Below are 24014 nucleotides of genomic sequence, written 5' to 3' on the forward strand. Positions count from 1 at the left end.
ATGCAATTACAATTTAAAGAACAACAGTTTCAATTAGATGCCGTTAATGCAGTAGTAAACTGTTTTGTGGGACAGTTGCCTAAAGAAAACCACTATACGTTAGAATTAAGTACTGCTTTAATGCGTAAAACAAAGGAAGCTGCATTGGGCGTTAAAACCTTGGAATTTGATACTGAAATACAAACAGCGATTGGTTATAGAAATGCTGAAATAAAAATATCTGATGAACAATTGCTTATAAATGATCAGGTTCAAAAAGATAATGAAATCTCGGAGAGTAAACAATTAGAACGTACAAAAGGCGTTAATAAAGGGTATAACCTTACTATAGAAATGGAAACAGGTACAGGTAAAACATATACCTACATCCGAACTATGTACGAGTTACATAAAAAGTACGGCTGGAGCAAGTTTATTATTATTGTACCAAGCATTGCCATCCGTGAGGGTGTATATAAATCGTTTGAAATTACTCAAACTCATTTCCAGGAAATTTACAACCATAAGATAGTTCCCTTTATTTATAATTCTAGCCGTCCACAGGATATAGAAAACTTTGCGTCGGATAGCCGTATCAGTGTTATGATTATTAATACCCAGGCTTTTGCTTCAAGAGGTGCTGATGCAAGACGTATTTATTTTGAATTGGACCAGTTTGGAAGCAGAAGACCAATTGAAATAATTGCACAAACAAACCCTATCATCATTATTGATGAACCGCAAAGCGTAGATGGTGAAGCAACTCTAAAGAGTATGCAAGATTTCAACCCATTGCTCACACTTCGTTACTCTGCCACCCATAAAGTCGAGTATAATAAAATCTTTAGGTTAGATGCTTTGGATGCTTACAATAAAAAGTTAGTTAAGAAAATTCAGGTAAAAGGTATCAGTTTAAAAGGTACAACCGGCACAAATGGTTACCTATACCTGGAACAGATAATATTAAGTAAAACAAAACCACCGGTAGCATTAATTGAGTATGAAAAACGAAGTGTCAATAACGAACCTAAAAGAGTGAGAGAGAGGTTAGAGAAGGGTGCAAACATATTTCAGCTTAGTGGCAATATGCAGCAGTACCAGCAATACACTATTCAGGAGATAGATGGATACCATAATAAAATTGTCATCAATGGTCAGGATATTTTCGCGGGTGAGGTGGTTGGAGACTATTATGAAAAAGACTTCCGGAGGATACAAATCAGGGAAACAATTCTATCTCATCTTACAAAGGAGAAGCAGTTGTTTGATAAAGGCATAAAGGTTTTATCATTATTCTTTATTGATTCTGTTGACAAATACCGGGTGTACGATAAAGATGGTAATGAAGGAGTTGGTGAATATGCTAAAATATTTGAAGAAGAATATAACAAAGTGCGTAACGATTTCATGGATATGTTTCATCAGGAATACAACGACTTCTTGCAAGAAACCGACCTCGGAAAAGTCCACAAAGGTTACTTACCGACCAATTATGCAAAGTATTTAGTACGGGATGAAGCAGACAAAATTCACAACGGGTATTTCTCAATCGATAAGAGAAAAAAATTAATCGACCCTACAGTAAAACGTGGCAGTGATGATACAGATGATATATCAGCATACGACCTTATAATGAAAGACAAAGAACGCTTACTTAGTTTTTCTGAACCTACTCGTTTCATCTTCTCACACTCTGCATTAAAGGAAGGGTGGGATAATCCAAATGTCTTCCAGATTTGTGCATTAAAACATTCCGATGCTACAATTAGAAGGCGGCAGGAAGTAGGGCGAGGTATGCGTTTATGTGTTAATGAAGATGGTATTAGATTAGACTATGATACCATTGGCGAACAGGTACACGAAATAAATAAACTTACAGTTATTGCATCCGAAAGTTACGAGGCATTTGCAAAGGGCTTGCAAGATGAAATAGCAGCCGCACTGCAAAACCGACCTCAAAAAATAGAAGTAAAACTCTTCTTAGGCAAAGTATTGACGAATGAAAAAGGCGAACAATTACGTCTAAATGATGCACAGGCAAACCTTTTAAACAATACACTCTTATATGAAAGAATAGCTGATATTAATGGTAAAATAACAGATACGGGCAAAACGCTAATAGAACAAAACAAAGTGCCGCTACCAGCTAACTTAGAGCCGTTTAGGAGTGATATTAATAAGTTGCTAACCTCAATATACACCGGCGAGCCCTTTGGAATTGATAATGACAGAAATATCAAAACAATAGCAATTAACTCGAATTTTTACAAGAAAGAGTTTCAGGCACTTTGGGAGAAAATTAACATTAAATCTATATACGAAGTCCGGTTTGATACAGCGAAATTGATTGAGGATAGCAGAAACAGAATTAATGCGGATTTAAATATAGCTGATAGAAGCTACGAAGTGAAGGAAGGTGTATTAGAACAGACGACAAAAGAAAAGATTGAAAACAACGAAGCCATTACAGTAATAGACAGGACCAACAAAAAACTAAGCACTGATATTTATACTAATACTTTATACGATATAATTGGGGAAATAGTAGCTATTACTAATTTGAAAAGACAAACAATAGCAGACATATTAAAAAAAATTAGCCCTGTAAAATTCTTATTAATTAGAAAGAACCCGGAGGAATTTATTGCAAAAAGTAGTAAGCTAATCAATGAAGTAAAGGCAAGTCTGATTTACAACAACATCGTATACCACAAGGTAGAAGATACATTTGATGCAAAAACTGTTTTTACCAATACCAAAGAGGCGCTGCGTAACGCTGAGATGCTTAAAAAGCATATTTACGATTACATTATAACTGATAGTAAAATAGAAACAGCATTTGCCAAATCTTTAGACAATAGTACGGAAGTATCGGTTTACGCAAAATTGCCTAAGAACTTCTACATAACAACACCTGTTGCAAACTACAGTCCTGATTGGGTAATTGTATTTGATAAAGAAAAGGTAAGACACATCTATTTTGTTGCAGAAACGAAAGGCTCAGATTCGGACTTAGAGTTAAGAGAGATAGAAAAGTTGAAACTGCATTGCGCGGATGAACATTTTAAAGCAATCAGTAATACAGAGGTAGTATTTAAGAAAGTAAATAGCTACGAAAAGTTATTAGAAGTAGTACAATTAAAATAGTGATGAAGTTAATAGACAACATAAATACCAGGCTAAATGACGACTTAAAACTTGAAATAAAAAAAGGCTCAAAGTTATCTATAGCTGCATCTTCGTTTTCGATTTACGCTTATGAGGCTTTAAAAAAAGAACTTAGGCACACCGAAGAATTGCGTTTCATTTTCACGTCACCTACTTTTATAGAAGAAACATTTCAAAAGCAATCAAGAGAATTTTATATTCCTCATATTGTAAATGAAAGTCAATTATGCGGTGGTGAATTTGAGCTAAGGCTGAAGAATGAATTGAACCAGAGGGCAATTGCAAAAGAATGTAGCAAATGGATAAAAGATAAGGCAACATTCAAATCAAATAAACATTCAAACATTCCTTTAAATGGTGTTATAAACGTCGATAATGAGGCATCCGGGGCAGCTTATGCAAATATTACCGGTTTTACATCTTCTGATTTAGGATTAACACATAAGCCGGGTTTTCCAACTTTAATTCAGAAGGTTGAATTTCCGCAGAGTAAGGCATACATCGATTGGTTTAATCAAATATGGAAAAATGATGAAAACCTGCAAGATGTAACAACATTTGTGCAGGAATATTTTGAAAATGCCTATAAAGAAAATAGCCCGGAGTTTATTTATTTTATCACGCTCTACAACATATTCAACGACTTCTTAGATGATATTGCTTCTGATACCATACCTAACGACGAAATAGGGTTTAAAGAAACAGTAATCTGGAACCAATTATTTAATTTTCAGAAAGATGCTGTAATAGGCGCTATCAACAAGTTAGAAAAATACAATGGTTGCATAATTGCTGATAGTGTAGGCTTAGGTAAAACCTTTTCTGCTTTAGGTGTTATCAAGTATTATGAAAAGCGTAATAAAGACGTTTTAGTACTTTGTCCGAAGAAGTTAGAAGCCAACTGGAATACATATCGCCAGAATGATAAAAACAACATTTTAGCAAAGGATAAATTCAATTATGATGTCCTGTTTCATACAGACCTTTCACGGGACAGGGGTATGAGTAATGGCCGTAATCTGGAATTGGTAAATTGGGGTAATTATGGATTGATTGTAATAGATGAATCGCATAACTTCAGAAACAACAATGCAAATGCTGGCAGGGAAAACAGGTATCAAAGCCTTCTAAGAAAGATTGTACAGGAGGGAATTGAAACGAAAGTTTTAATGCTTTCAGCTACTCCTGTTAATAACAGGTTCAACGATTTGAAAAATCAGTTAGCACTTGCTTACGAAGGTTCTCCCCAGCAGATTGACAGTAAATTAAATACACAACAAGGAATTGATTTAATTTTTAAAAAAGCACAGCAGGCCTTCAATATCTGGACAAAATTGTCCAACGATGAAAGGACCACGGAAAAGCTGTTGGGTATGCTTGACTTTGATTTCTTTGAAATCTTAGACAGCCTTACCATTGCCCGTTCAAGAAAGCATATAACTACTTATTACGACACCAAAGACATTGGTAAGTTTCCTACAAGAAACAAACCTATTTCAATTCACTGTCGATTATCCGCCACTAAAATAAATTTTAAGGACATAGCGGAACGATTGGCGTTGCTGAATTTATCGGTGTATTCTCCCTTGAAATATATTCTACCAAGTAGAGTAGAATTATATAAACTGAAATATGATAAAAAAGTAAAGTCAGGTACAGGCACTTTCACGCAAACTGATAGGGAAAGAAGTTTGCAAATTTTAATGAAGATTAACCTGCTAAAGAGAATTGAAAGTTCAGTGGATTCATTCAGGTTGACTTTAGTAGACATTATAAACCAAATAAAACATACAATAGGTTCACTTAACAATGACGAAGAGGCTGTTTCAGGGGTTCATTTTGATGTTAATTCAGAAGAAATTGACTGGGAAGCAGATTGGGGTGATGAAGAAAACGTAATAGGTACTAAAGTAAAAGTTCGGGTAGAAGATTTAGATAAAGTAAGGTGGACGGAAGACCTGTCAGCAGACTTGTTAGAGTTAGAAACATTATACACCGCGGTATTCGATGTAAACGTCACAAAAGATATCAAACTGCAAAAGCTGAAAGAGGTAATCGCGGAAAAAATAAACAACCCATTAAATCCAGGCAACAAAAAAATTCTAATTTTCTCTGCTTTTGCCGATACTGTAAATTATCTCTATAACAGTCTAAAAGATGAATTGTCAAAAGACTTTGGTCTTAACACGGCATTAATTACCGGTTCAAGACGACTATCCTCAAATAAAAATATACCAACAGACTTAAACACATTACTTACCTGCTTCTCACCTCGTTCTAAAAGTAAGCAAGAGTTATTTCCTAACCTGCATGAAAGCATTGATATTTTGATAGCAACAGATTGTATCTCTGAAGGCCAGAATTTACAGGACTGCGATTTTCTTATAAATTACGATATACATTGGAACCCCGTCCGTATTATTCAGAGGTTTGGTAGAATTGATAGAATAGGCTCAATCAATTCAAGCATTACAATGGTCAACTTTTGGCCGGATGTTACATTGGACACTTATATCAACTTAAAGCAAAGAGTGGAAGATCGTATGCTTATCAGCAATATGGCGAGCACCGGAGATGACAACATTCTTAATACAGATGATAAAGATTTGGAGTATAGGAAGATTCAACTAAAGAAGTTGCAGGAAGAGGTTGTTGACCTGGAAGATTTGAGAGAAGGGGTAAGTATAACCGATTTAGGTTTAAATGATTTCAGAGTGGATTTATCGAACTTTTTCAAGAAGTATGGAACATTGAAGAACATTCCCGAAGGTTTGTACGCAGTAGCTAAAGCAAATACCGGCTTACAAAAAGGCGTCATTTTCGCTCTCAAGAACATCAATAATGAAGTCAATAGTGATAAGCAAAACAGGTTGCATCCTTTTTATTTAGTCCATATTAAAAGTGACGGTACAATTCTTCAAACTTATTTTGAATCTAAAAAAATATTAGATACGCTTCGCTTATTAACTAAAGGCATTACTGAACCTCTTACAGAGTTATGTGAAGAGTTTAATGCAGAAACGGATGATTTTAAAAAGATGGATTTTTATTCCGGATTATTAAAAAAAGCGATTAGTTCCATAGTAAAAACGGATGAAGATAAAGATGTCAAAAGTTTGTTCAGATCGGGCGGCACAACAGCACTAACCGGGAAAGTAAAAGGGTTTGAAGATTTTAAACTTATTTCATTCATTATAATAAAATGAATTATTTTAATCTGCCTGCATCAACTATTGTTAATCGCTTTGTACCAAAAAATGCTTTTGATGAATTTATAAATAGTAAGCAAAAGAAGAAGTTTGCGGACGTAATAGATAAAATCACCTGGTTAAATAAGTTATCAAAGGAAACAATCAATCTTACTGGTAATGAAACAAGTGAAGTTCAGATTTTTGAAGTAAGGTTAAAAGAAGCAGTTTATCCTAAAGACTTACTTGATATTATTGATAAAGCCATTCCGTACCAGATAGTATTTGTTTTATCATATAAGGAGGTAGCATTAATAAGTACCTCAAAAAAACATCATCATCCTTTAAACGAGGATAAAGCAGTTGTTGATTGGTCATTTTCTACCACCTGGTTTAATTCATCCGATAACAATTATCAATTCAATTTAAAGATCAGCATTGACTTTGTATATGCTGATTTCTGCTCACAGCTATCAAACTATGCAAGGGAACAGAAAGACCTCTCTGATCTTATTGAGTATGATAAAAAGATAAAGGAACTAAAAACACGGATTTCTGCGATGCAAAGTGCTATTAAGAATGAAAAACAGTTCAACAGAAAAGTAGAATTAAATTTACAATTAAACCAAGCAAGGAGGAAGTTAAGCGAGTTACTTAACTTAGATACGAACGACTTGACAGTACAGGGAAGCATATCATAAACCTATGATAATCTTTATCCATTGTTTAGGGATCTGATGCTCCAAACGTTGATTTAATTGCAAAATTTCCATCAGCTCTTTTGAGTAGTGTTCTTTAGTTGAAGACATTATGAGTTGCCTTTTGTTTCTAATTTTAGGAGAAGTAATATAATCGAAAATCTTTTGCAATTGCGTGTCATAATCTCGTTTTGCACAGGTAAAGATGTAGGTAGCCTTTTTTTCGACCACACTTTCCCAAATAATATTTATGAAATCGCCCTTATTAATGGCAAAAAGAAAAGAACTTTCCATCTGGACAATATTACCTTTTTCATTTAATATGACTTCAGGCACAGGAACGACTTTAAATTTATCATCATGGACGTCAATAAGTAAATCAAAGTATACTGATTTTTTATACAACTTATAAATGTTGCAAACCACTTGCTTTTTTAAATTCAGCTTAGAAAGTCTTATTGCTTGGCCAAGTGAGGCACTGTTACACTCAAAATAGATATAGCTTTCTATTGCTAAAATTTCAAGCATATTGTTTAATTGGTCAACATTTTGTACCCTTATTGGATTCTCATACTCGAAGTCAACAATGAGCGAATAAAGTTGCTTCCTGAAAAAATATTTTTTCAAGTAATTGTAAGACTCTTTGCATCCTTTAAAAAAAAACTTATTTGAAAAATATTTATCGCATATCTTAAATGATATTTTGTCATTATAAAAATGAACATTTTCCCAATTAATACTTAAGGTATATCTCTTATTTTTAAAATCTATGGGACTAATCGGTACATTCAATTTTAGATTTCTCATTGAAGGCTTTTTGCTTTTTTAAAGTGAGATAAACGGTAGGTTTTTCCTACAATCCTTCCTCTTTATGTAATAAAATCCTGCAAAAGTATTTATTATTGAAAAGCCTACAGCCCGAATTAGCTATTCTTAAATACTAATAGTTTTAGAAGTGAAAATATCATAAAGGGCTTTAATCAAAAAAGGTTACGGAACATAAAGCCGCAATTACAAGAAATACATCTGCTGTATTGTTATGAATTATTTTAAGAAAAGAACCAACTATTGTAAAGCAAATCAAAGCTATAAAACTTGTTATGATAATAACGCCAGTTTTCCTAGTTGATATTTCATAATACATATTACAGGTATTATTTTAATATGAAGCTAAGAAATTTCTCAAAAGAAGTTTTTATAGTTTTTAATTTTTTTTCCCTAAAAAGTTGAATAAGTTTTAAAGAAACGTTTATATCCCCTAAATCAACCCCCATACTTGCAACTATCACCACTACCCCCCTTATTTTTTAAGGCAATGAGTTACCTATTAGCTATACCATAATAAATTTTTACCTCCAACTCATAAAACCCTTACTGCTTCTAAATTCTATAAAAAGTTACAAACATAATGATACAATTTGTGGGTGTTGTAAGTATAGATGTATTAGTAGTTGCGAGTGTGTTCTGGTATGTCTTATTTATCTCATTAGTACTGATCTCTTATCCCTCTTTACTCTTCTCATTCTTCTTCCTCAGTTAATACTCAACCCCTTCTTAAGTGTGATATAACTATTATTTCATTTAAATCAACTATTATGGAGTTAAGAACAGCAGAACGAAAAAGAGCTAAAATAAAGATGGCTCTTCAAGGCCCAAGTGGGTCAGGTAAAACATTTAGTGCATTACTACTTGCTTATGGATTGTGTAATAACTGGCAAAAGGTTGCAGTAATTGATACAGAAAATCATAGTGCAGAATTGTTTGCACATGTAGGTAATTTTCAGGTGGTAGCACTCACAGCACCATTCACACCTGAGAGATACATAGAGGCTATTAATTTGTGCTTAAAGAAAGGTATGGAGGTTATTATCATTGACAGCATTTCTCATGAGTGGGAAGGCTTAGGAGGTATTCTTGACATTCATTCTTCAATGACAGGGAACAGCTACACCAACTGGAGTAAACTTACTCCCAGGCACAATGCATTTATTCAAACACTTCTTCAAAGCCCTGTTCATGTAATTGGTAATATCCGAAGCAAGCAGGATTATGTACTTGTGGAAAAGAATGGTAAGCAAGTACCTGAAAAGGTAGGCATGAAGGGAGTTCAAAGGGATGGGTTAGATTATGAATTTACTATAGTACTTGAGCTGGATATGAAGCATTATGCTACTGCTAGTAAAGACAGGACTTCTTTATTTATGGATCAACCTGAGTTTAAAATTACTTCTGAAACAGGTATAAAAATTCTTAATTGGTGCAATGAAGGTGCAGTACCAAATGAGCAGGAACAGTTAGCTATTACTACAAGAATAGGTGCTTGTAAAACAATTGGTGAGTTAATGGAGGTTTATAATCTTAATCCCATGTACCAACAAACTCTTATGCCTCAGTTTATTAAAAGAAGGCAGGAGATTACACCTAACCCTTCACAAAATGGTAATTCTTCACACACTAAAACTTCAACAACATGGAACTAGTACTTGCAGATAACAGGACATTCAAAACAAAATTTATTGAAGAAGTTCCTTTCTTACCTGATTATGAAATAGCTGTCTCAACAGCAAAACCTTTTATAGAAGCAAACACTATTGAAACCTCATTAAAGGATATACAGGAGCAACACATAATACCAGTATATGTTAAAGATAATGAACCTGTCATTAGTCATGCAGAATTCATTGAGGCAACTCACAGAACTCTTTTAAATGTATATGCTGGACAAACCTTTTGTAAGCCCAATATAAGAGTATCACATCCTATTAAGGGAAGAGTGCCAGAAGCAAGGAATAAGCCAGCCAATGAGCTTAATGAGCATGAGAAGACCATATACTACGAAAGGATGGCTTTTGTTATTGAAATACCTTCTATAAGTCAGGAAATTGATGGTAACACTCTTCATTTAGTAGCTGGTGGTGTTAAGTCTTATAACCTGGATAATCTTTATGCTAAAAAAGGAGCATTGGAGAGCTTTAAAGTATTTATTGGTTTTCAAAACAGAGTTTGTACAAATTTATGTGTCTGGACAGATGGTTATATGGGAGACTTAAAAGTTAATAGCTTAGGCCAACTTACAGCAAGCATCAAAAGTTTATTTGAAAGTTATAATGGAAATCTTCACCTGCATCAGTTGCAACAGTTTTCAAATTACAGTTTAACTGAACAGCAATTTGCTCATTTGATTGGAAGATGTAGAATGTATCCACACCTACCTAAGAACTTGCAAAGCCATATTTCTCCTCTGCTTTTTGGTGATACTCAGCTTGGCATGGTATGTAAAGACTATTACAAGGATAACAGTTTTTGCAGGGATGCAGATGGTAATATTAACCTCTGGAGGCTATATAACCTTTTTACAGGTGCAAACAAGACCAGCTATATAGATACATTCTTAGACCGGAGTGTTAATGCATTCACCTTCGTCAATGAGATAAGAAGGGGATTGGAACACAGGCAAAGCAACTGGTTTTTAAGTTAATAATCTAAACAACAATACCTATGCTTTCAGTATATCAATTTCTCTTCAAAATACTAATCCTTTGCTTTATAATGGCTTTATTAGCTACTATTGTCAAATTTGTTTTAACTCACATCTACTTACTTGCAATAGTTATTATAATACTATTATTCTTGTTATATAATATGAGTAAAAGTATTGGAAAATAAAAAAGTGTCCTGTCCACTATCTTACTATAGGTAGTGGACACCGGACAACAATAATTCCTCCGATGTAGGATTAGCTAACAACTGCCAACCCTCATTTTTATAAATATATCCTTTCCACTGAAAATTATTTTCATAGCCAAAAATTATTAAGAAGCTTTCTCTGTCAGCTATGTTTTGAGATTGTGGAACTCCTTTAATTACTGCATGAAGTTTATCTAATTCCATTTTTTCATCTCCATTGCGATAAGTAACTAAAACTCTCATCTTGCAATTTGTAATTAAAAGATGGCTTACTTCCTGATACAAGCCACTACCGAAAAAATTTTCATGCTCAAAAGCAATTTGTATATTTCTGAACCAATATGAATTAGGTGGTCTACAAGGGACTAAATCGTCATCAGTATAAAAAATAGCATCTAAAGAATAATAATTTTTAGTGTAACAGTTCATTTCAAGTTTGTCAGCTATCTTTTTTAGAACTGCTTCTTCAGAATGAAAAATTAAGTTTGTAAAGCCGGTATTATTTCTAAAACTATTAAGTAAAAGCTCTTTTTGAGCCTCCGTAGTTTCGTACCATAAATTGTAAAAGTTTGAAGCAGTAATTTCTAGGTTCATTTAAATATTTATTTTAATGGTTAAAATGGGAAGTGAAATATACTTAGGGATTTTAAAAACAAAAAATACTCTTAAAAACACTAGCCCTAAACCTTCTGATAAAAAAATCTATGATTTTAGTATATCTAAAGTATTTCTTGTGAATCTTGTTTCTTAATGTAAATCTTTATAAATCAAGCCCTGTTTGTATGTTAAAACCGATACTATATGTTATACTCTGTGTTGTATTTCCTCTGCACTTTATTAAACTTTGCTCTTATTATTTATTTTATAGTTCGGTGTTTTAGGGCTGCAAAATTGATTAAAGAAAAACATGGACTATTAGTATCTGTATTTTTTATAATAGGTCTTTTTTCTGTAATGGCGAGACCTGTTGAAAGCAACATAAACCACTCAAATAAGCTTTTAAATCTTTCTGAAGAGGACGTCGATCACACTAAAATAAATAGTTATAAATATATTATAGTTGACAAGATGGGGTTACGCGGTTTTAAGCTTTTAATTTCATATGGTTATTTTAAAGGCTCAAATGATATACTACCATATGCTGCATCTACATCAATTATAGGGTTAGTGGGTGGACATACATGGAAACCAACAATTATAGTTAATAAGACTTCTCAACCTAGCCATTTCCAATACTATGCAGATGGTGTGCTTGATTGGAATTACTTGGCATCAGAATCTATACTCAACCAAAATCATACACTGGATTTTTTGATGTTTCATAACTATACAATGAGTTGAAAATAAAGTAACAGTATCTAAAACAATTGAATTAATGAAAGCAAGGCATTTTATACCATCAAACTTAACTCAAAGAATACTTCAAGTATTGATAGTTGGATATGGCTGTTTTTTAATTTGTGATGCTATTAAAAACTATCTAACTAATACAGAAAAGTTTTACATAACTGGTCTCCTTGACATAATGCTTGGTTTATTTTTTACTATTGGAGGTATCTATAACTTCATAAAACTATCTCCTAAAAAGAATAAGTCGTTATTAAAATAACCTTTTATTCGCTGTATAAATATTAGTTACCTATAGAAATATTCGCTGCAATAAGTCCTCCATATAATACTACTATTATGAAGAATGGCAGCCACAAAGACTTGCTTTCAAAACCATCCACTTCTGCTAAGTACATATCCCATATAGGAAAACTTAAGATAATTCCTGCAATAGCATTAGGTACTAGTAACCTGACTAAACTATCTGATGTTACATTTTTTATAACTTGAAACATAATTCCATCTATAATAAGTGTTATTATAACTAATGGAACAATAATTTTTCTTTTGCCAACTTCTCTAAGATTATGTGATAACATCAAAGCTCCACAAAACCCTGTTAGAAGTAAACTAAAAACTAGTATCGAGATTCTATTATATAGGACATGGTTCTTCATCGGATTACTTTTAGAATTTGGTTAATTATAAACTACTATTTTTTACAAATATTGTAAGGAGTATAAAAAATGATTACGCAAAAACTATTATATATACTTTCAAGTCTTACTCCTTAACCCCTTCCCTGTATCGGTAAAGTAGATAGCCCTTTTTACATCTGTATATGCATTGTGCCTTGAGCAGCATTCCTTCGTAGTACAGAATGAATTGACACAATACCAGGAGTTATGGTGTATTTTCTTTACTGCTGTCAACCAGTTGTAATTATAGGGAATTGGACGGACGGACAGTAGGTTTCTTTCGATATGGTTTAGCTCCTGAACTTAAAAACCAATGAGAGGAAAAGGGTCTATGCCTAATTTTTGTTTCTTGAGTTAGTCGAAGCAACATATTCTTCGTGAAAGATGATGGCGCTTAACTCGATAAAGAAACAATCAATTCGGAGAAGCTCTTTGCGAGTATATGTTATCGAATTCGCATTGACTAATTAAGAAGTGGACAAATCTATTCTGAAATAGTAAACTAACTCAACGTTTTAGTTACTTATTATTTTTGCAAGTCCCGCAAAAAATAGGAATATTTTACTTAGTTTACATCAATTAAAATGAAAGTGGAACAGCACTCATTAAATACCGTTATTTTTTCAGGTCATTCAAATTAGCCAGTGTCACTTCACTAAGTAATGCAGCTAAGCCCTCGGCACGATTTCCTTGTAAATCTTTTATGTCTTTGTAAATAGTCCACCCCGATCCTATGAAATCTATCGGGCTAATTGAACTTAAATCGATAGATATTGGTGCTGCAGGCATGCGAGGATGACCTATTTTCTTATTATTACTAAGGGTAATTGGATCAAGTAAAAATAATTTGGCGTTTCTGAAATAGTCTTTAATCTCAGAAACAAAAGCGTTCAATTGAATATATTTATAAGTAGTTGTTTCAAACTGGTCATTTAAGAATGCACAGTTTATTTGATTGAATTTCTTAGCTAACTTATTTTTGTTATTAATCTCATATCTAAGCTGTAAGACCGCCCCTTCTACTTGTGCTTTAAGCACTTGGTAATTCTTCGATATATTTATTTTGTCGCTTTTTGATATTGTTGCATCATTAATCTTTTGACTCGCAACATTTTCAATAGCGCTTTTCCAAACTGACAGTTGAAAAATCGCGCCTTTATTTTTTAAACTTATGTCATTAAACTGTGAGAAAGCATGAACGCCAAGCGTTAGTAATAGAATCGCTGTAAGTAACGGTTTCAAAGTCATAGTTTTATTTTAAAACAATATATACACTAAACCTAATATGCCCTAAATACTCTCAAATTTTTTTGCTTAATCTACCTTAGCTAAACCAACGCGCACATTAGATAATAGCGATCTTCGGCTTCCCTGCACAACTGACTTTCGTAGTCTCACGGCATTTGCGTTCGCTACCCCTGTTTCCCCACCAGCAGAACTGCAAGAGCGGGTAAATAGACGCTTTTATTAGATACGTTAGGGAGGCCGTAAAAAAAAAATTTAGGAAAAGGCCCAAATTGTTTTAAATATTAACAAACCTTTTTTATTTTTAAATCAAAATCTATGGCAGAAAACAAAATTTTCACTCTTCGTTTACCAGAAGGAGTAGATGTAAAAATTGAATTTGTTCAACCCCCAGAATCTGGGCTAAATGGATTAAAGGTCTTTCCGGATGTAAGGATAGCTGTTGACGATTTACGGATGGATTAATATGTAACGGCATGCTTGTGGATGTGGAAATAGTCAATAGGTTTATTGAGGTTAGAGGAGGAAATATTAAAATTTGCAGACAACTTGTTAGTATATTTTTCATTTTTAAATCAAAATCTATGGCAGAAAACAAAATTTTCACTCTTCGTTTACCAGAAGGAGTAGATGTAAAAATTGAATTTGTTCAACCCCCAGAATCTGGGCCAGGCGGAGACATCAAAGTTAATCCCGACGTAAAATTGGCGGTTGAAGATCTGGGGATGGGGAATATGAAATGGGATGGTTGTGGATGTGGAGGCGGTAACTGCTCATGTTAAAGTGATGCGTTTTGTAACCTATAAATAGGGGTTATTTGCCCCTATTTTTTTATCAAATACTTTATGAACAAACTTTCCAAATATGTTGTCTTTTCTGACTTATTTACTGATCCTACTGACAATTCAGAAAAGGTTATAGTTTATAGCACGAGAACAAACGAAATGAGTGTACTTACTCGGGACGAGTTCCGATTTGTTAAGGGTAATACGTTGCATGCAATAAGTTCTTGTTTAACTGATAAGTTAGCTGAAAGTAAAGTCTTGGTACCGGAGGATGAAAATGAATTAGAAATTGTTATAAGGGAAAACCTGGAGGCAATTAAACATGACCAAACCCTTTTTATATCGATCCAACCCACGGCTAGTTGTCAATTGGGGTGTGACTATTGTGCACAAAAGCATACAGCTAAAAAGCTAGACCAGGAACTTGAAGAAAAGATAGTTGATAGAATTATCAATAAGTTGATTAAAGGCGGGTACAAAAGTTTGGAATTGGCCTGGTTTGGTGCAGAACCCTTAACGGCTTTGAGTTCGATTAGGAGAATCAGCAACAAAATTTTTGATTTTATTGATGAAAATAGTATAAGTTATAATTCAAGAATAGTAACTAATGGGATTAATCTTACAAATAAAATAGCAAAGGAATTATTTTCGGAATTAAGAATTGAATACGCAGAAATTACCTTAGATGGAATAGCCGAGTATCATAACAAAAGACGGATGTATAAAAAAGGCGAAGGCACCTTTGATATTATTCTAAATAATATTGAAGCAGTCGTAAATGATCCTTTTTGCTGCTTAAAAATAAGTATCAGATGTAATGTCGATAAAAGAAATAAAGATGCCGTTATCCCTTTATTGGACTTATTAGCATTAAAAGGATTGGATAAGAAAGTTGATAACTTTTATGTCGCTCCTATTCGATCTTGGGGAAATGATGTATCTTCTATCGTTGCTGATATGGAAAGTTTTGGAAACTGGGAAATAGAATGGTTTGCAGAATTAAAAAGGAGAGGTATGAAATTTACCCTATTGCCTAAGAGAAAAAAAATTTTATGTATGGCTGTAAGAAAGGGAGCGGAATTATTTGACTCATATGGGGATATTTATAACTGTTCAGAAGTCAGTTACATTCCCCAGTACGAAGAGGTTATTGACGGGCAGAAAGTCAATAAGTACTCTATAGGACATATTAATAAGGGTATGAAAATGGAAAATGAGATCATGATTAAGGATTTTTATTCTAAAATTTTTGATGGGAATTATAATTGTAATAATTGTGAAATGCTTCCGACTTGTGGAGGCTCGTGTCCAAAATCATGGCTGGAAGGGGAAATACCTTGCCCTCCTGCAAAATTCAACATCAAAAACCGGCTATTATTATCTTATTTCTTAAATAAAGAAGTATTACACATTCAAAATGAAAAATCAGGAGGATGTCAGGGATAATATTTTTCGTTTCTTTTTTGAAGAAAGAGTAGGTGTGCAACTGATTGAGCCGGAAGCGAAAGGAGACTTATTTGAAACAATCCTGCTCAAGGAACTCGGTAATAGGTTCGCGGAAGATGAATTGGTTCAATTTACAAGATTTAGGAGCTTTCTATTCAGCAGTATTACAGCAGCTCGGGAAAACCGAGTTCTGACAGCGACTACAATCATAAATAATGCCGCATTGGATTTTTTTAGTAATACTAAAAATGAGAAACTGAAAATTATTGGTAGTACGTTTTACTTATCGGCAAAAGCGTATTTGGAATATAAAAAGAATGATTTCCAACAGGCTTTTAATGATGTTCAAAAAGCTCTTAAAATAGATGAATTATTGATTAAAGATGATAAAATAGGAGTATTCATTTTTCATTCCATACAATTAATACACAATTTAATTCGATTACAAAGCTCTACTGACAATAAAAACGCTGGTATGCAACTTTGTATTTCTACTATACAATTTCTTCAGTCAAGAACTACCGATCTATACTTTTTATCCCAAAAAGAAAAATTTGTGATGCTTGACTATCCAAGGGAATTGAAACTAGCATTATTAGCTCAAGTTTTGCTTGAATTAGTTGATTTGATTATATTAGACAGTGCTGACATATATACTACCATTAAGAAGCAGGTTTCGCCAATGCTGTTTGATGAATTGCAGATAGTTGAGAAGTTTTTTGAGACAGAATCAATACCTGGATCACCATACTATTTCAGCTTCGTCTATGAAGTGCTGCAATGTGATAAAGCCTTTGGAGCATGTAGGATGTTTTGGTATTATCAAATCTATAGAATGATACTTAACAAAAGCCATGAGAAAGATACTGAAACTTTCAAAAGTTTCACAACTAAATTCCTTGAATTACCTTTTGTACAAAAATTAGAAAAGAGAAAAAAGATAGAAAAATTTAAATATGCCTGACAAAGACGTTGTTTTTCATGCGAATCGATGGATAATACCCTTTTTAAAGGAAGAAGCAGAAGGTGGCGAACAAGGAATTGACGACTGGAGTATATTTAATTTGCCCGAAGCCGGAGAGGGTGAGTTTGTTTTTACTGAAAAAAACGTTCAAGAAATTTATGACATCAATGAAAACCTTTTATTTGTCGATTTCGTCGCACTTATGCAGAATAATAAAGAGGTTAGGTGTAGGGTAAACATAGCAGATTTATCTTTCCCTAAAGTTATTTCTTACGGAGTTAATTCCCCCTTACAAATACAAAGTAAAGTTGACGAAGCCTTAAAAAAGGCTGGTGAACAGTATTTGACGGGAGATGAAAAAGAGACAAGAATTTATGCTTATGCTTATCCAAAATTAGGGATTAAAGTAAAAGATAAATCAGGAAACGAATTTGTTATGGATATAGGAGATAAAACTATTATTCCTCTCGAAACACGGCCAATAGGATCGACTGAATATATTGGTATTTATTCTATGATCAATTTGATCGACGCAGTTGAAAAAGATTTATCTAAAGAACTTTACAATTCTTCAAAATTACCTAACTATCCAGATCTATTTATAGATGTAGCTAGCAACGTTCGTAATGACTCCGATCTTACTCTTGAAAAAAAAATTTCAGGCTTTACTTTAATCCCGCAGCAAAAAAGTAATTACTGCGCTGTTGCGGTAGGTGAAATGATATTAAAGTTTTTTCAGTTTTCCTATGAACAGGACAGGATTGCGGAAGTGATGCGGGTCCAAGAAACCGGGGCACTTAATGATGATCAAATAAGAGCATTGAGGGAACTTTCTAATAATACCCTAACATGTTTATTAGATTTATCCCCCTCTTTCAATGAAGCAGTTATGAACATTAATATTCTTCGTCCCTTAAAAAGTGGTATCCCCAGACACGCAAGAGCCATTGCTGGATGGAAAACGATTAAGGCGGAAAATAATCTTACAGAATGGGTTTATGTTTATGATCCATGGCCCGTAAATGAAGGGAACATATACTGGGAAGACTGGACTTCGGTAAGGCATACCAACTATATTCTACTACCAGATTGAAGTTTCAAAGAAGCTAAAGAAAAGGTACTGCTAATGGGAAGCAAGTAATTTCAAAGAAGGAAAAAGACGTATTTTACTTTACTGTCTAGCGGATTCAAAGTCCATTGCTCTTTCAAGGTTAAGGCTCATACAGATTTATTCGTTTCCATTCGTACTATAAAGAACGAACCATGAAACAAAGGTAAGTTGTGGTCTAGGTATGCTCTTGAATTCAAATAAATTACGTTAAATGTCGAGCCGGTGTCCAGCTTGGGATGGTAGGGTTTTTTACGATAGCTGCCAGAGCCGAAGCCTAATTGAAAACCCGTGATAAAGATAATGACTAAAAGCGTATTGTCAAGGTCAGTGCTGGGGAGAATTGAAGTTGCAGATTAAAGCCCCAAACGCGAATTCTAGCATTTTTTTACGTTGCTTGCATTTGCCAATAAGTACCCACAGATGTTTGGCACCAACCTTTACCCGTGTTTTTCCAGCTTACTTTTCAACTTGCTTTAGTTGCAAAAAAAACCTACTTTTATTTTAAATCTCTTCAATATGGAAAATGTTGTTTCGAGTAACACGCCAAATAAGAAAACAACAAATAGTGACTTTAATTATCCTTTTACTGACTTCATTATTTCTCTCGCAGACAGTGCAAATTTTAAGAATTATCTTAACAATGATGAACAGTATATGACAGACGTAGGCCTAAGTGAGGAGCAGAAATTGTCTGTTAAAGCCAAAGAATTTTACAGAGTTAGGGGTTTTCTTGCAAGAGAAATGGCAAACGATTCAATTCATGCTAGACTTCTAAATGAATTCATTGAATCTTTTAATAAATATTCTAAAAATGATGAATTCACACATTTAACTGCTGATGTTGATGTTGACTTAGCACCTAATCATGATGTTGACCACGACGTCGATCATGGAGCAGAAGCGGAAAGCCATGTTTTACAAAAGAATTATTACAATTATTTATTTAAAAATTGGCAGAGGTTACACACTAACGAGGTGATTTTTATAGGTACTGGAATAAAAGGCGCTAATCATATATCGGCAGAAGCGGACGCTTATATTGCAAATGCGTCTAAAGTATTGTATTGTGTCGCTGACTTAGCGGTTGAAAGGAAAATTTTGTTATTAAATCAGAATTCAGAAGATCTGTATATATATTATGGCGACAATAAACCAAGAAGAGAAACTTATGAACAAATGGTGGATAGGATTTTGGAGGTAATAAAAACAGAAAAGCTAGTTTGTGTTGTGTTTTATGGGCATCCAGGAATTTTTGTTTGGCCTTCATATCAGGCTATAGAAAAAGCAAGAGGAATGGGGTATAAAGCTTCCATGCTACCCGCAATATCCTCGTTGGATTGCCTATTTGCTGATATAGGTTTCGATCCCTCGCGCTACAGTTGCCAAATAGTTGAAGCTACGGATCTTCTTATTAGATCTCGGAACCTAGATGTTTCTGCGTCCGTCATCATTTTTCAAATAGGATTAGTTGGAGATTTGGGTTACAGTTCAAAAGGATTTGATGGAAGAAATGTTCCTATTCTTGCTGATTACTTATCCTCGTTTTATGGAGATGATTACGAAGTAATTATTTATGAAGCTGCTCAATATCCGATTTTTGAACCTAAGATTCAATTAATTAAGATTAATGAGCTTTCAAAAGCCAAGTTAACAGGCATAAGCACGATGTACATACCTCCGAAAGTCTCAAGAGCGACAAATCAGGAGATGATTTCAAAATTGGGAATTAAACAATCAGCAAACAGCACGCAAAAAACCCATTAATATAAGCAGTAAAGCTGCACTTTCTGTTTGAACAATAGAATAAACATAACAATATTCCTAAATTTAAGCGACAACCGCATTATCATTTCTTTTAAAAAAGAGATTTAGACCTCACTAGTTTAATATTCTCGCAAAAAGTTGCCATCGTTATTAATCTGGCAATATAGTATAGTTGTTAATTTAACTATTTATAAATTAATTTTATTTTGGAGCCAGAATAATGTCTTTTCTTCTCATATTTACGCCTGTTGTACTTTAGAATTGGCTTTCTCGTGATTTACTTGGGTCCACCTGGACTTGGACCTACCAGAGGCATTACGAAAATTGGTCCTCCAAGTTTTCTACGACCTTCTTCTATTATTTTCTTTATATCTTTTTTTCCAAAAACGGCTACAGTAATATTTGGAGTACATTGGGCCTCTGTTGTTAATGCTAACGGGTCGTTACATGGGGTGGCATTTTCTCCCGCCTTCGGAGGTCTTAAGTAATATTTATATAATGTTCCTTGAACCGCAAAGTCACGACATGGCTCTTCTCCAGGAACCGGTTTTTTATATTTTTGACACATAACAAAAACAACCCTTTTTATAGTCTTCTCATCCATGGCCGGCATTTTGCAATTTACCTCCCCGTCAGGTATTGGATCAGTGACAAGAGGATCTCCACATTTTTCCATACGCTTCAGATACAATCGGCATACAGGATCTCGCCAACCATTTTGATTGCACTGAGCAACAAATTCATTAACGGTATTGCAAGCGTTTTGGGCGTCAGGGTCTATTTTAGCAAGTCCCGTCCCATTCTTATTTGGATCATTATCATCGCCGCTGGCTACACTTGGCCTAAAACTTTTTATTTCTTGCTCTGTTTTTTCAACTTCTTTCATAATCTTATCAAGCTCAGCTTTTGCCGCCGCATCATTCTTTGGATCCGAATCACCTAATGCCTCGAAATATTTTTTCAATGCATCCTCACAACTTTTCCATTCTTGTTCATATTTTTCCAATAATTGTTGATACTCCTTCCATTGTCGATTATATTCTATCTGTTTATCATGACTTTCTTGTTTATAATAACTCGGTCCATTTAAAGACCCTAATCTCGGATCAGTACTCGTTGTTTTACAATCCATAGATTCTACCCCAGTACTATTCTCTCCAAATGCTCCAAATGGACCATATGGATCACGATAATCACCTAAATTCAGCTTGTTGTAAAAACCGCATGAATTGATGGCATCTTTTAAACTGATACCTTGAGATGTATACGACAGAATACAACCGCGCAAGGTTGGCTGGTCTATTGAAAAACCAGGGCTAACTATAACAAAACTTGGGTTCTTCGCAATTCTGCAACTTGCAAGAGACAATAAGGTAGTTATTGCTAAAATCCTAATACCTTTCAAACTACTTATTAGCTTTCTAAAAAAGATGCCAATCATACCGATAAAGTTAAGATTAAACGAATGTAAAATGTATACGCGAACCGTTTGTTAGTAAGCAGAAGAATTGATTGAGAAAGTAGTGGTTTCATGTGTGCCACTAAGCGTAAATCGGCTATCATGTGTAGTGATTTAGTTAGAAATACATGTGCACTCAATACTATTTAGAATAGGAGCTAAAAGTAATAATGTTTGTGGTAAGTCACAATAGCAGGCATATAAATCTCCTTATTTGCAACCGGAATGCAATAATTCTCTTTCCAAGATGGTTTTATAAGGGGTTCCACTAATTTCGGGTTACTTTTCATCGTTGTTAGCCTGTTGTTGTCCGTAACAGGCTTTCTCATTTTGTGATTAACCTTATTTTGTTAAAACAAAGAAAAATGATTGACCCTTGGAAATTGACAATAGGATCACTACTAAAACATCAAGGAAATTATTGTCAGGTGATAATCACACACCACCAAAGTTGAGTGATTTTTTTCGCTCTTAGTTATGGTTAAGTTTTACTTGAATAAAATTGTTTTGTTGATTTTGAATGTTTAAATCTGGGGCAGAACTTTTCTTAGCGTAAAAAGTTTCATTTAAGGTTGTAGTTGAAAAACAAGAGCATACACTAAGTAAGTAAACCCGCGAATTATTAGCGTCCGTACAAATGTTTCTTATAAAGGAACCCGGACGGACAATTAGGCAGATGCTTCATACAAGATCTTATAGTCTTTGTAGCTATGCGAAGTCAAATTTTTTCAACAGTATTTGCAGTTTTAGACAACGTAGTAATCCACATAATAAAAATTAGTCGTAATAAATAAAAAAATGTCTCCACCCTAAAAATCGGTTTTCCTAGCCATTTTATAATAAGTATATAAACTTAGTGGAGAAAGAGTGCCCTTCTGTCCGTCCATAACTTTGCTATATTATTGGCCGTCCGGAGATACTTCTACTATGGGCTTTTATGATATCTTCCTTTAAGTACATCTTAGCCTTTTTTCAACTAATATATTACAATTAAAATTTATAATATTGCTGCCATATTGCAACAAACATTTGTGGCCAAGACTGGAACAATACTATTATCATAACAACTGGACAACCAATAGTTTTTACATTTTTTGTTTTTGCAGTAACAAGACACAAGTTGGTGAAAAGTTAAAACAAGTAGCTCAATTTAACGGAAGGATAGAGGGTTTAAAATCGTTGAAAGCATGCATCATTGAGTCCACCTCTGTCTTACCTTTTCCATGATGAAAAAAATATCTGCTGCAAATGTATTCAAAGGAAGTTCTACTCGGTTTGTCTTTATACAAGTAAAAATAGAAGGCACGAATATTTTTTTTAATTCCAATTACCTTTTTATGAACAAATAAATTTATGATGTTTTGAGAAATCATCTTACTAGTTTGAGGTGCCAACATAACTACGTGCGACCTTTCTTTAATATACGGATACAGATCCAACGGCTTTAGTTTATCCCTTAGGCCGTAAATCCATTCTTTGGAACTTTTTATACATTTTTCAGCTTCATAAAGTTGAAACACCCATTTTCCCGTCAACAGGTAATATGGAATTCTTGAATGGTGTAACACTATAAAATTATTACTATTGTCTTCGCCTTCAGGCGCGAAAAAAGCCGATGAGATAATTGGAAATTTATTAGGAACACTAATTTGTTCGGTAGACCTTATCGTCTTAAAACCGAGAGATGAAAAAGCGAGCCTTATGTTCTCTTCAATTTTTTTTTCTACATCTGAGGGAAGTTTAAAACCTTTAAAGCGGCCAATTGAACACCTATAGAAAATAGATTGGATTGATAATTCGAACAGGGAAGAAGCGTAATTATTATCAATAAAAATTGAATTTCCATTTATAGTGATTGTATTTTTACTGTCGTATTCTGATGTCAACCTTTTATTGCTAAATCGGGAAGCAAAAATGGCTTCAATCCTTGAAAACTTACTTTCACATTCAGAACAAATTATATTATTTCTACTGTACGGGTTTTCTTTTTCTTTTTGCAGATCATTTAATTCGCCAAACTCTTCAATTTTCTCTGGCAAAATACTTCTACCTGCATATATTTTTGTAAACCCGTCTAAACTTATTGAAAAAGATAATTCCCTATCTCTTTCACCAGTGCCTCCTTCTGTAATATAATTTTTTATTAAAAACCAAGGTATAAGATGAACATTCTTTTTATCGGCATCATTAGTTTTACAAATCGGACACTTTTCCACTAACTTCTTTTAATTTGAAGCAATTTAACCTTTTTACGCCTTTGCTTTCTTTCCTTACTTCAATTTCATACTTTTATCGGCTTAATGCAAGAAATTACCAAATAATCAGTACTAACGGGTTTTCAGGAACACAAGCAAATCTCCTGGGATGATTTTACAGAAAAGGAAATATTCTTTGATATTGGCTGGGAAAGCAAAAGATCAATTCAATTGAGAAATGTTCTTGCAGAATTCATTAAGGAAGGTTTAATAATACCAGTGCGAGGCATCCGGCCAG

The 24014-nt window shown here is 33.9% G+C and carries 18 protein-coding genes; 12 read left to right on the forward strand and 6 right to left on the reverse strand.

Going from position 1 to position 24014, the window contains the following annotated elements:
• Genes B154_RS0103220 through B154_RS27570 form a run of 3 tightly spaced genes read left to right on the forward strand, consistent with a single transcriptional unit; the run spans position 1 to position 7036 of the window.
• Positions 1–3126 (forward strand): type III restriction-modification system endonuclease, encoded by a 3126-nt coding sequence (locus B154_RS0103220; protein WP_018611851.1) that lies wholly within the window; start codon positions 1–3, stop codon positions 3124–3126.
• Positions 3127–3128: 2 nt separating this feature from the next.
• The gene (locus B154_RS0103225) at positions 3129–6353 is read left to right on the forward strand and encodes a helicase-related protein (protein WP_018611852.1); all 3225 of its coding nucleotides are present in this window, start codon (positions 3129–3131) and stop codon (positions 6351–6353) included.
• Positions 6350–7036 carry a DUF4391 domain-containing protein gene (locus B154_RS27570; protein ID WP_018611853.1) on the forward strand — a complete coding sequence of 229 codons (687 nt, stop codon included), beginning with the start codon at positions 6350–6352 and terminating at the stop codon, positions 7034–7036. Before B154_RS0103225 ends, B154_RS27570 begins: the two co-directional genes overlap by 4 nt.
• Here the strand turns inward: B154_RS27570 and B154_RS0103235 are convergent.
• Positions 7031–7840, reverse strand: a complete 810-nt coding sequence (locus B154_RS0103235) for a hypothetical protein (RefSeq protein ID WP_018611854.1) — start codon at positions 7838–7840, stop codon at positions 7031–7033. The genes B154_RS27570 and B154_RS0103235 overlap by 6 nt on opposite strands.
• A gap of 788 nt (positions 7841–8628) precedes the next feature.
• Between B154_RS0103235 and B154_RS0103250 the strand changes: the two genes are divergently transcribed.
• Together B154_RS0103250 and B154_RS0103255 are read left to right on the forward strand one after the other, a co-directional pair.
• Positions 8629–9513, forward strand: a complete 885-nt coding sequence (locus tag B154_RS0103250; protein WP_018611857.1) for an AAA family ATPase — start codon at positions 8629–8631, stop codon at positions 9511–9513.
• Complete coding sequence (locus B154_RS0103255) at positions 9504–10511, forward strand: DUF3871 family protein (RefSeq protein ID WP_018611858.1); 1008 nt, start codon at positions 9504–9506, stop codon at positions 10509–10511. The genes B154_RS0103250 and B154_RS0103255 overlap by 10 nt, the downstream gene beginning before the upstream one ends.
• Before the next feature lie 212 nt (positions 10512–10723).
• Here the strand turns inward: B154_RS0103255 and B154_RS0103260 are convergent, their stop codons facing one another.
• Positions 10724–11314 carry a hypothetical protein gene (locus B154_RS0103260; RefSeq protein ID WP_018611859.1) on the reverse strand — a complete coding sequence of 197 codons (591 nt, stop codon included), beginning with the start codon at positions 11312–11314 and terminating at the stop codon, positions 10724–10726.
• 207 nt (positions 11315–11521) lie between these two features.
• Between B154_RS0103260 and B154_RS0103270 the strand changes: the two genes are divergently transcribed.
• On the forward strand, positions 11522–12061 hold the full coding sequence (locus tag B154_RS0103270) for a hypothetical protein (protein ID WP_018611862.1): 540 nt from the start codon (positions 11522–11524) through the stop codon (positions 12059–12061).
• 290 nt (positions 12062–12351) lie between these two features.
• On the opposite strand, the gene B154_RS32135 is transcribed toward B154_RS0103270, so the two are convergent.
• On the reverse strand, positions 12352–12564 hold the full coding sequence (locus tag B154_RS32135; RefSeq protein ID WP_157580428.1) for a hypothetical protein: 213 nt from the start codon (positions 12562–12564) through the stop codon (positions 12352–12354).
• A gap of 798 nt (positions 12565–13362) precedes the next feature.
• Positions 13363–13995 carry a hypothetical protein gene (locus B154_RS0103285; protein WP_018611867.1) on the reverse strand — a complete coding sequence of 211 codons (633 nt, stop codon included), beginning with the start codon at positions 13993–13995 and terminating at the stop codon, positions 13363–13365.
• Between the two features lie 315 nt (positions 13996–14310).
• On the opposite strand from B154_RS0103285, the gene B154_RS32140 reads away from it, so the two are divergent.
• The 6 genes from B154_RS32140 to B154_RS31770 all read left to right on the forward strand — a co-directional run bounded on the left by B154_RS32140 (position 14311) and on the right by B154_RS31770 (position 20062).
• A complete protein-coding gene (locus B154_RS32140; RefSeq protein WP_018611869.1) occupies positions 14311–14457 on the forward strand; it encodes a hypothetical protein in 147 nt (48 codons plus the stop codon).
• Positions 14458–14474: 17 nt separating this feature from the next.
• Entirely contained in the window at positions 14475–14774 is a 300-nt protein-coding gene (locus tag B154_RS32690) for a hypothetical protein (protein WP_211217448.1), read from the forward strand.
• A gap of 63 nt (positions 14775–14837) precedes the next feature.
• Complete coding sequence (locus B154_RS27575) at positions 14838–16223, forward strand: radical SAM/SPASM domain-containing protein (protein WP_018611873.1); 1386 nt, start codon at positions 14838–14840, stop codon at positions 16221–16223.
• Positions 16195–17187, forward strand: a complete 993-nt coding sequence (locus tag B154_RS0103305; RefSeq protein WP_018611875.1) for a hypothetical protein — start codon at positions 16195–16197, stop codon at positions 17185–17187. The genes B154_RS27575 and B154_RS0103305 overlap by 29 nt, the downstream gene beginning before the upstream one ends.
• Positions 17180–18280 (forward strand): hypothetical protein, encoded by a 1101-nt coding sequence (locus B154_RS0103310; RefSeq protein ID WP_018611877.1) that lies wholly within the window; start codon positions 17180–17182, stop codon positions 18278–18280. The genes B154_RS0103305 and B154_RS0103310 overlap by 8 nt, the downstream gene beginning before the upstream one ends.
• Before the next feature lie 534 nt (positions 18281–18814).
• Entirely contained in the window at positions 18815–20062 is a 1248-nt protein-coding gene (locus tag B154_RS31770) for an SAM-dependent methyltransferase (RefSeq protein ID WP_018611879.1), read from the forward strand.
• A 277-nt stretch (positions 20063–20339) separates the two neighbouring features.
• On the opposite strand, the gene B154_RS0103320 is transcribed toward B154_RS31770, so the two are convergent.
• Together B154_RS0103320 and B154_RS0103325 are read right to left on the reverse strand one after the other, a co-directional pair.
• A complete protein-coding gene (locus tag B154_RS0103320; protein ID WP_018611881.1) occupies positions 20340–21503 on the reverse strand; it encodes a PCRF domain-containing protein in 1164 nt (387 codons plus the stop codon).
• A gap of 1163 nt (positions 21504–22666) precedes the next feature.
• Complete coding sequence (locus B154_RS0103325) at positions 22667–23737, reverse strand: hypothetical protein (protein WP_018611883.1); 1071 nt, start codon at positions 23735–23737, stop codon at positions 22667–22669.
• Positions 23738–24014 lie beyond the last annotated feature (277 nt).

The organism is Segetibacter koreensis DSM 18137 (assembly GCF_000374045.1).
Classification (GTDB): Bacteria; Bacteroidota; Bacteroidia; order Chitinophagales; family Chitinophagaceae; genus Segetibacter; species Segetibacter koreensis.

Bases quoted from the DNA above. Each gene is read 5' to 3' on its own strand.
- B154_RS0103220 (WP_018611851.1), top strand. From the start codon at position 1: ATGCAATTACAATTTAAAGAACAACAGTTTCAATTAGATGCCGTTAAT.
- B154_RS0103225 (WP_018611852.1), top strand. From the start codon at position 3,129: ATGAAGTTAATAGACAACATAAATACCAGGCTAAATGACGACTTAAAA.
- B154_RS27570 (WP_018611853.1), top strand. From the start codon at position 6,350: ATGAATTATTTTAATCTGCCTGCATCAACTATTGTTAATCGCTTTGTA.
- B154_RS0103235 (WP_018611854.1), bottom strand. From the start codon at position 7,840: ATGAGAAATCTAAAATTGAATGTACCGATTAGTCCCATAGATTTTAAA.
- B154_RS0103250 (WP_018611857.1), top strand. From the start codon at position 8,629: ATGGAGTTAAGAACAGCAGAACGAAAAAGAGCTAAAATAAAGATGGCT.
- B154_RS0103255 (WP_018611858.1), top strand. From the start codon at position 9,504: ATGGAACTAGTACTTGCAGATAACAGGACATTCAAAACAAAATTTATT.
- B154_RS0103260 (WP_018611859.1), bottom strand. From the start codon at position 11,314: ATGAACCTAGAAATTACTGCTTCAAACTTTTACAATTTATGGTACGAA.
- B154_RS0103270 (WP_018611862.1), top strand. From the start codon at position 11,522: ATGTTATACTCTGTGTTGTATTTCCTCTGCACTTTATTAAACTTTGCT.
- B154_RS32135 (WP_157580428.1), bottom strand. From the start codon at position 12,564: ATGTTTCAAGTTATAAAAAATGTAACATCAGATAGTTTAGTCAGGTTA.
- B154_RS0103285 (WP_018611867.1), bottom strand. From the start codon at position 13,995: ATGACTTTGAAACCGTTACTTACAGCGATTCTATTACTAACGCTTGGC.
- B154_RS32140 (WP_018611869.1), top strand. From the start codon at position 14,311: ATGGCAGAAAACAAAATTTTCACTCTTCGTTTACCAGAAGGAGTAGAT.
- B154_RS27575 (WP_018611873.1), top strand. From the start codon at position 14,838: ATGAACAAACTTTCCAAATATGTTGTCTTTTCTGACTTATTTACTGAT.
- B154_RS0103305 (WP_018611875.1), top strand. From the start codon at position 16,195: ATGAAAAATCAGGAGGATGTCAGGGATAATATTTTTCGTTTCTTTTTT.
- B154_RS0103310 (WP_018611877.1), top strand. From the start codon at position 17,180: ATGCCTGACAAAGACGTTGTTTTTCATGCGAATCGATGGATAATACCC.
- B154_RS31770 (WP_018611879.1), top strand. From the start codon at position 18,815: ATGGAAAATGTTGTTTCGAGTAACACGCCAAATAAGAAAACAACAAAT.
- B154_RS0103320 (WP_018611881.1), bottom strand. From the start codon at position 21,503: ATGATTGGCATCTTTTTTAGAAAGCTAATAAGTAGTTTGAAAGGTATT.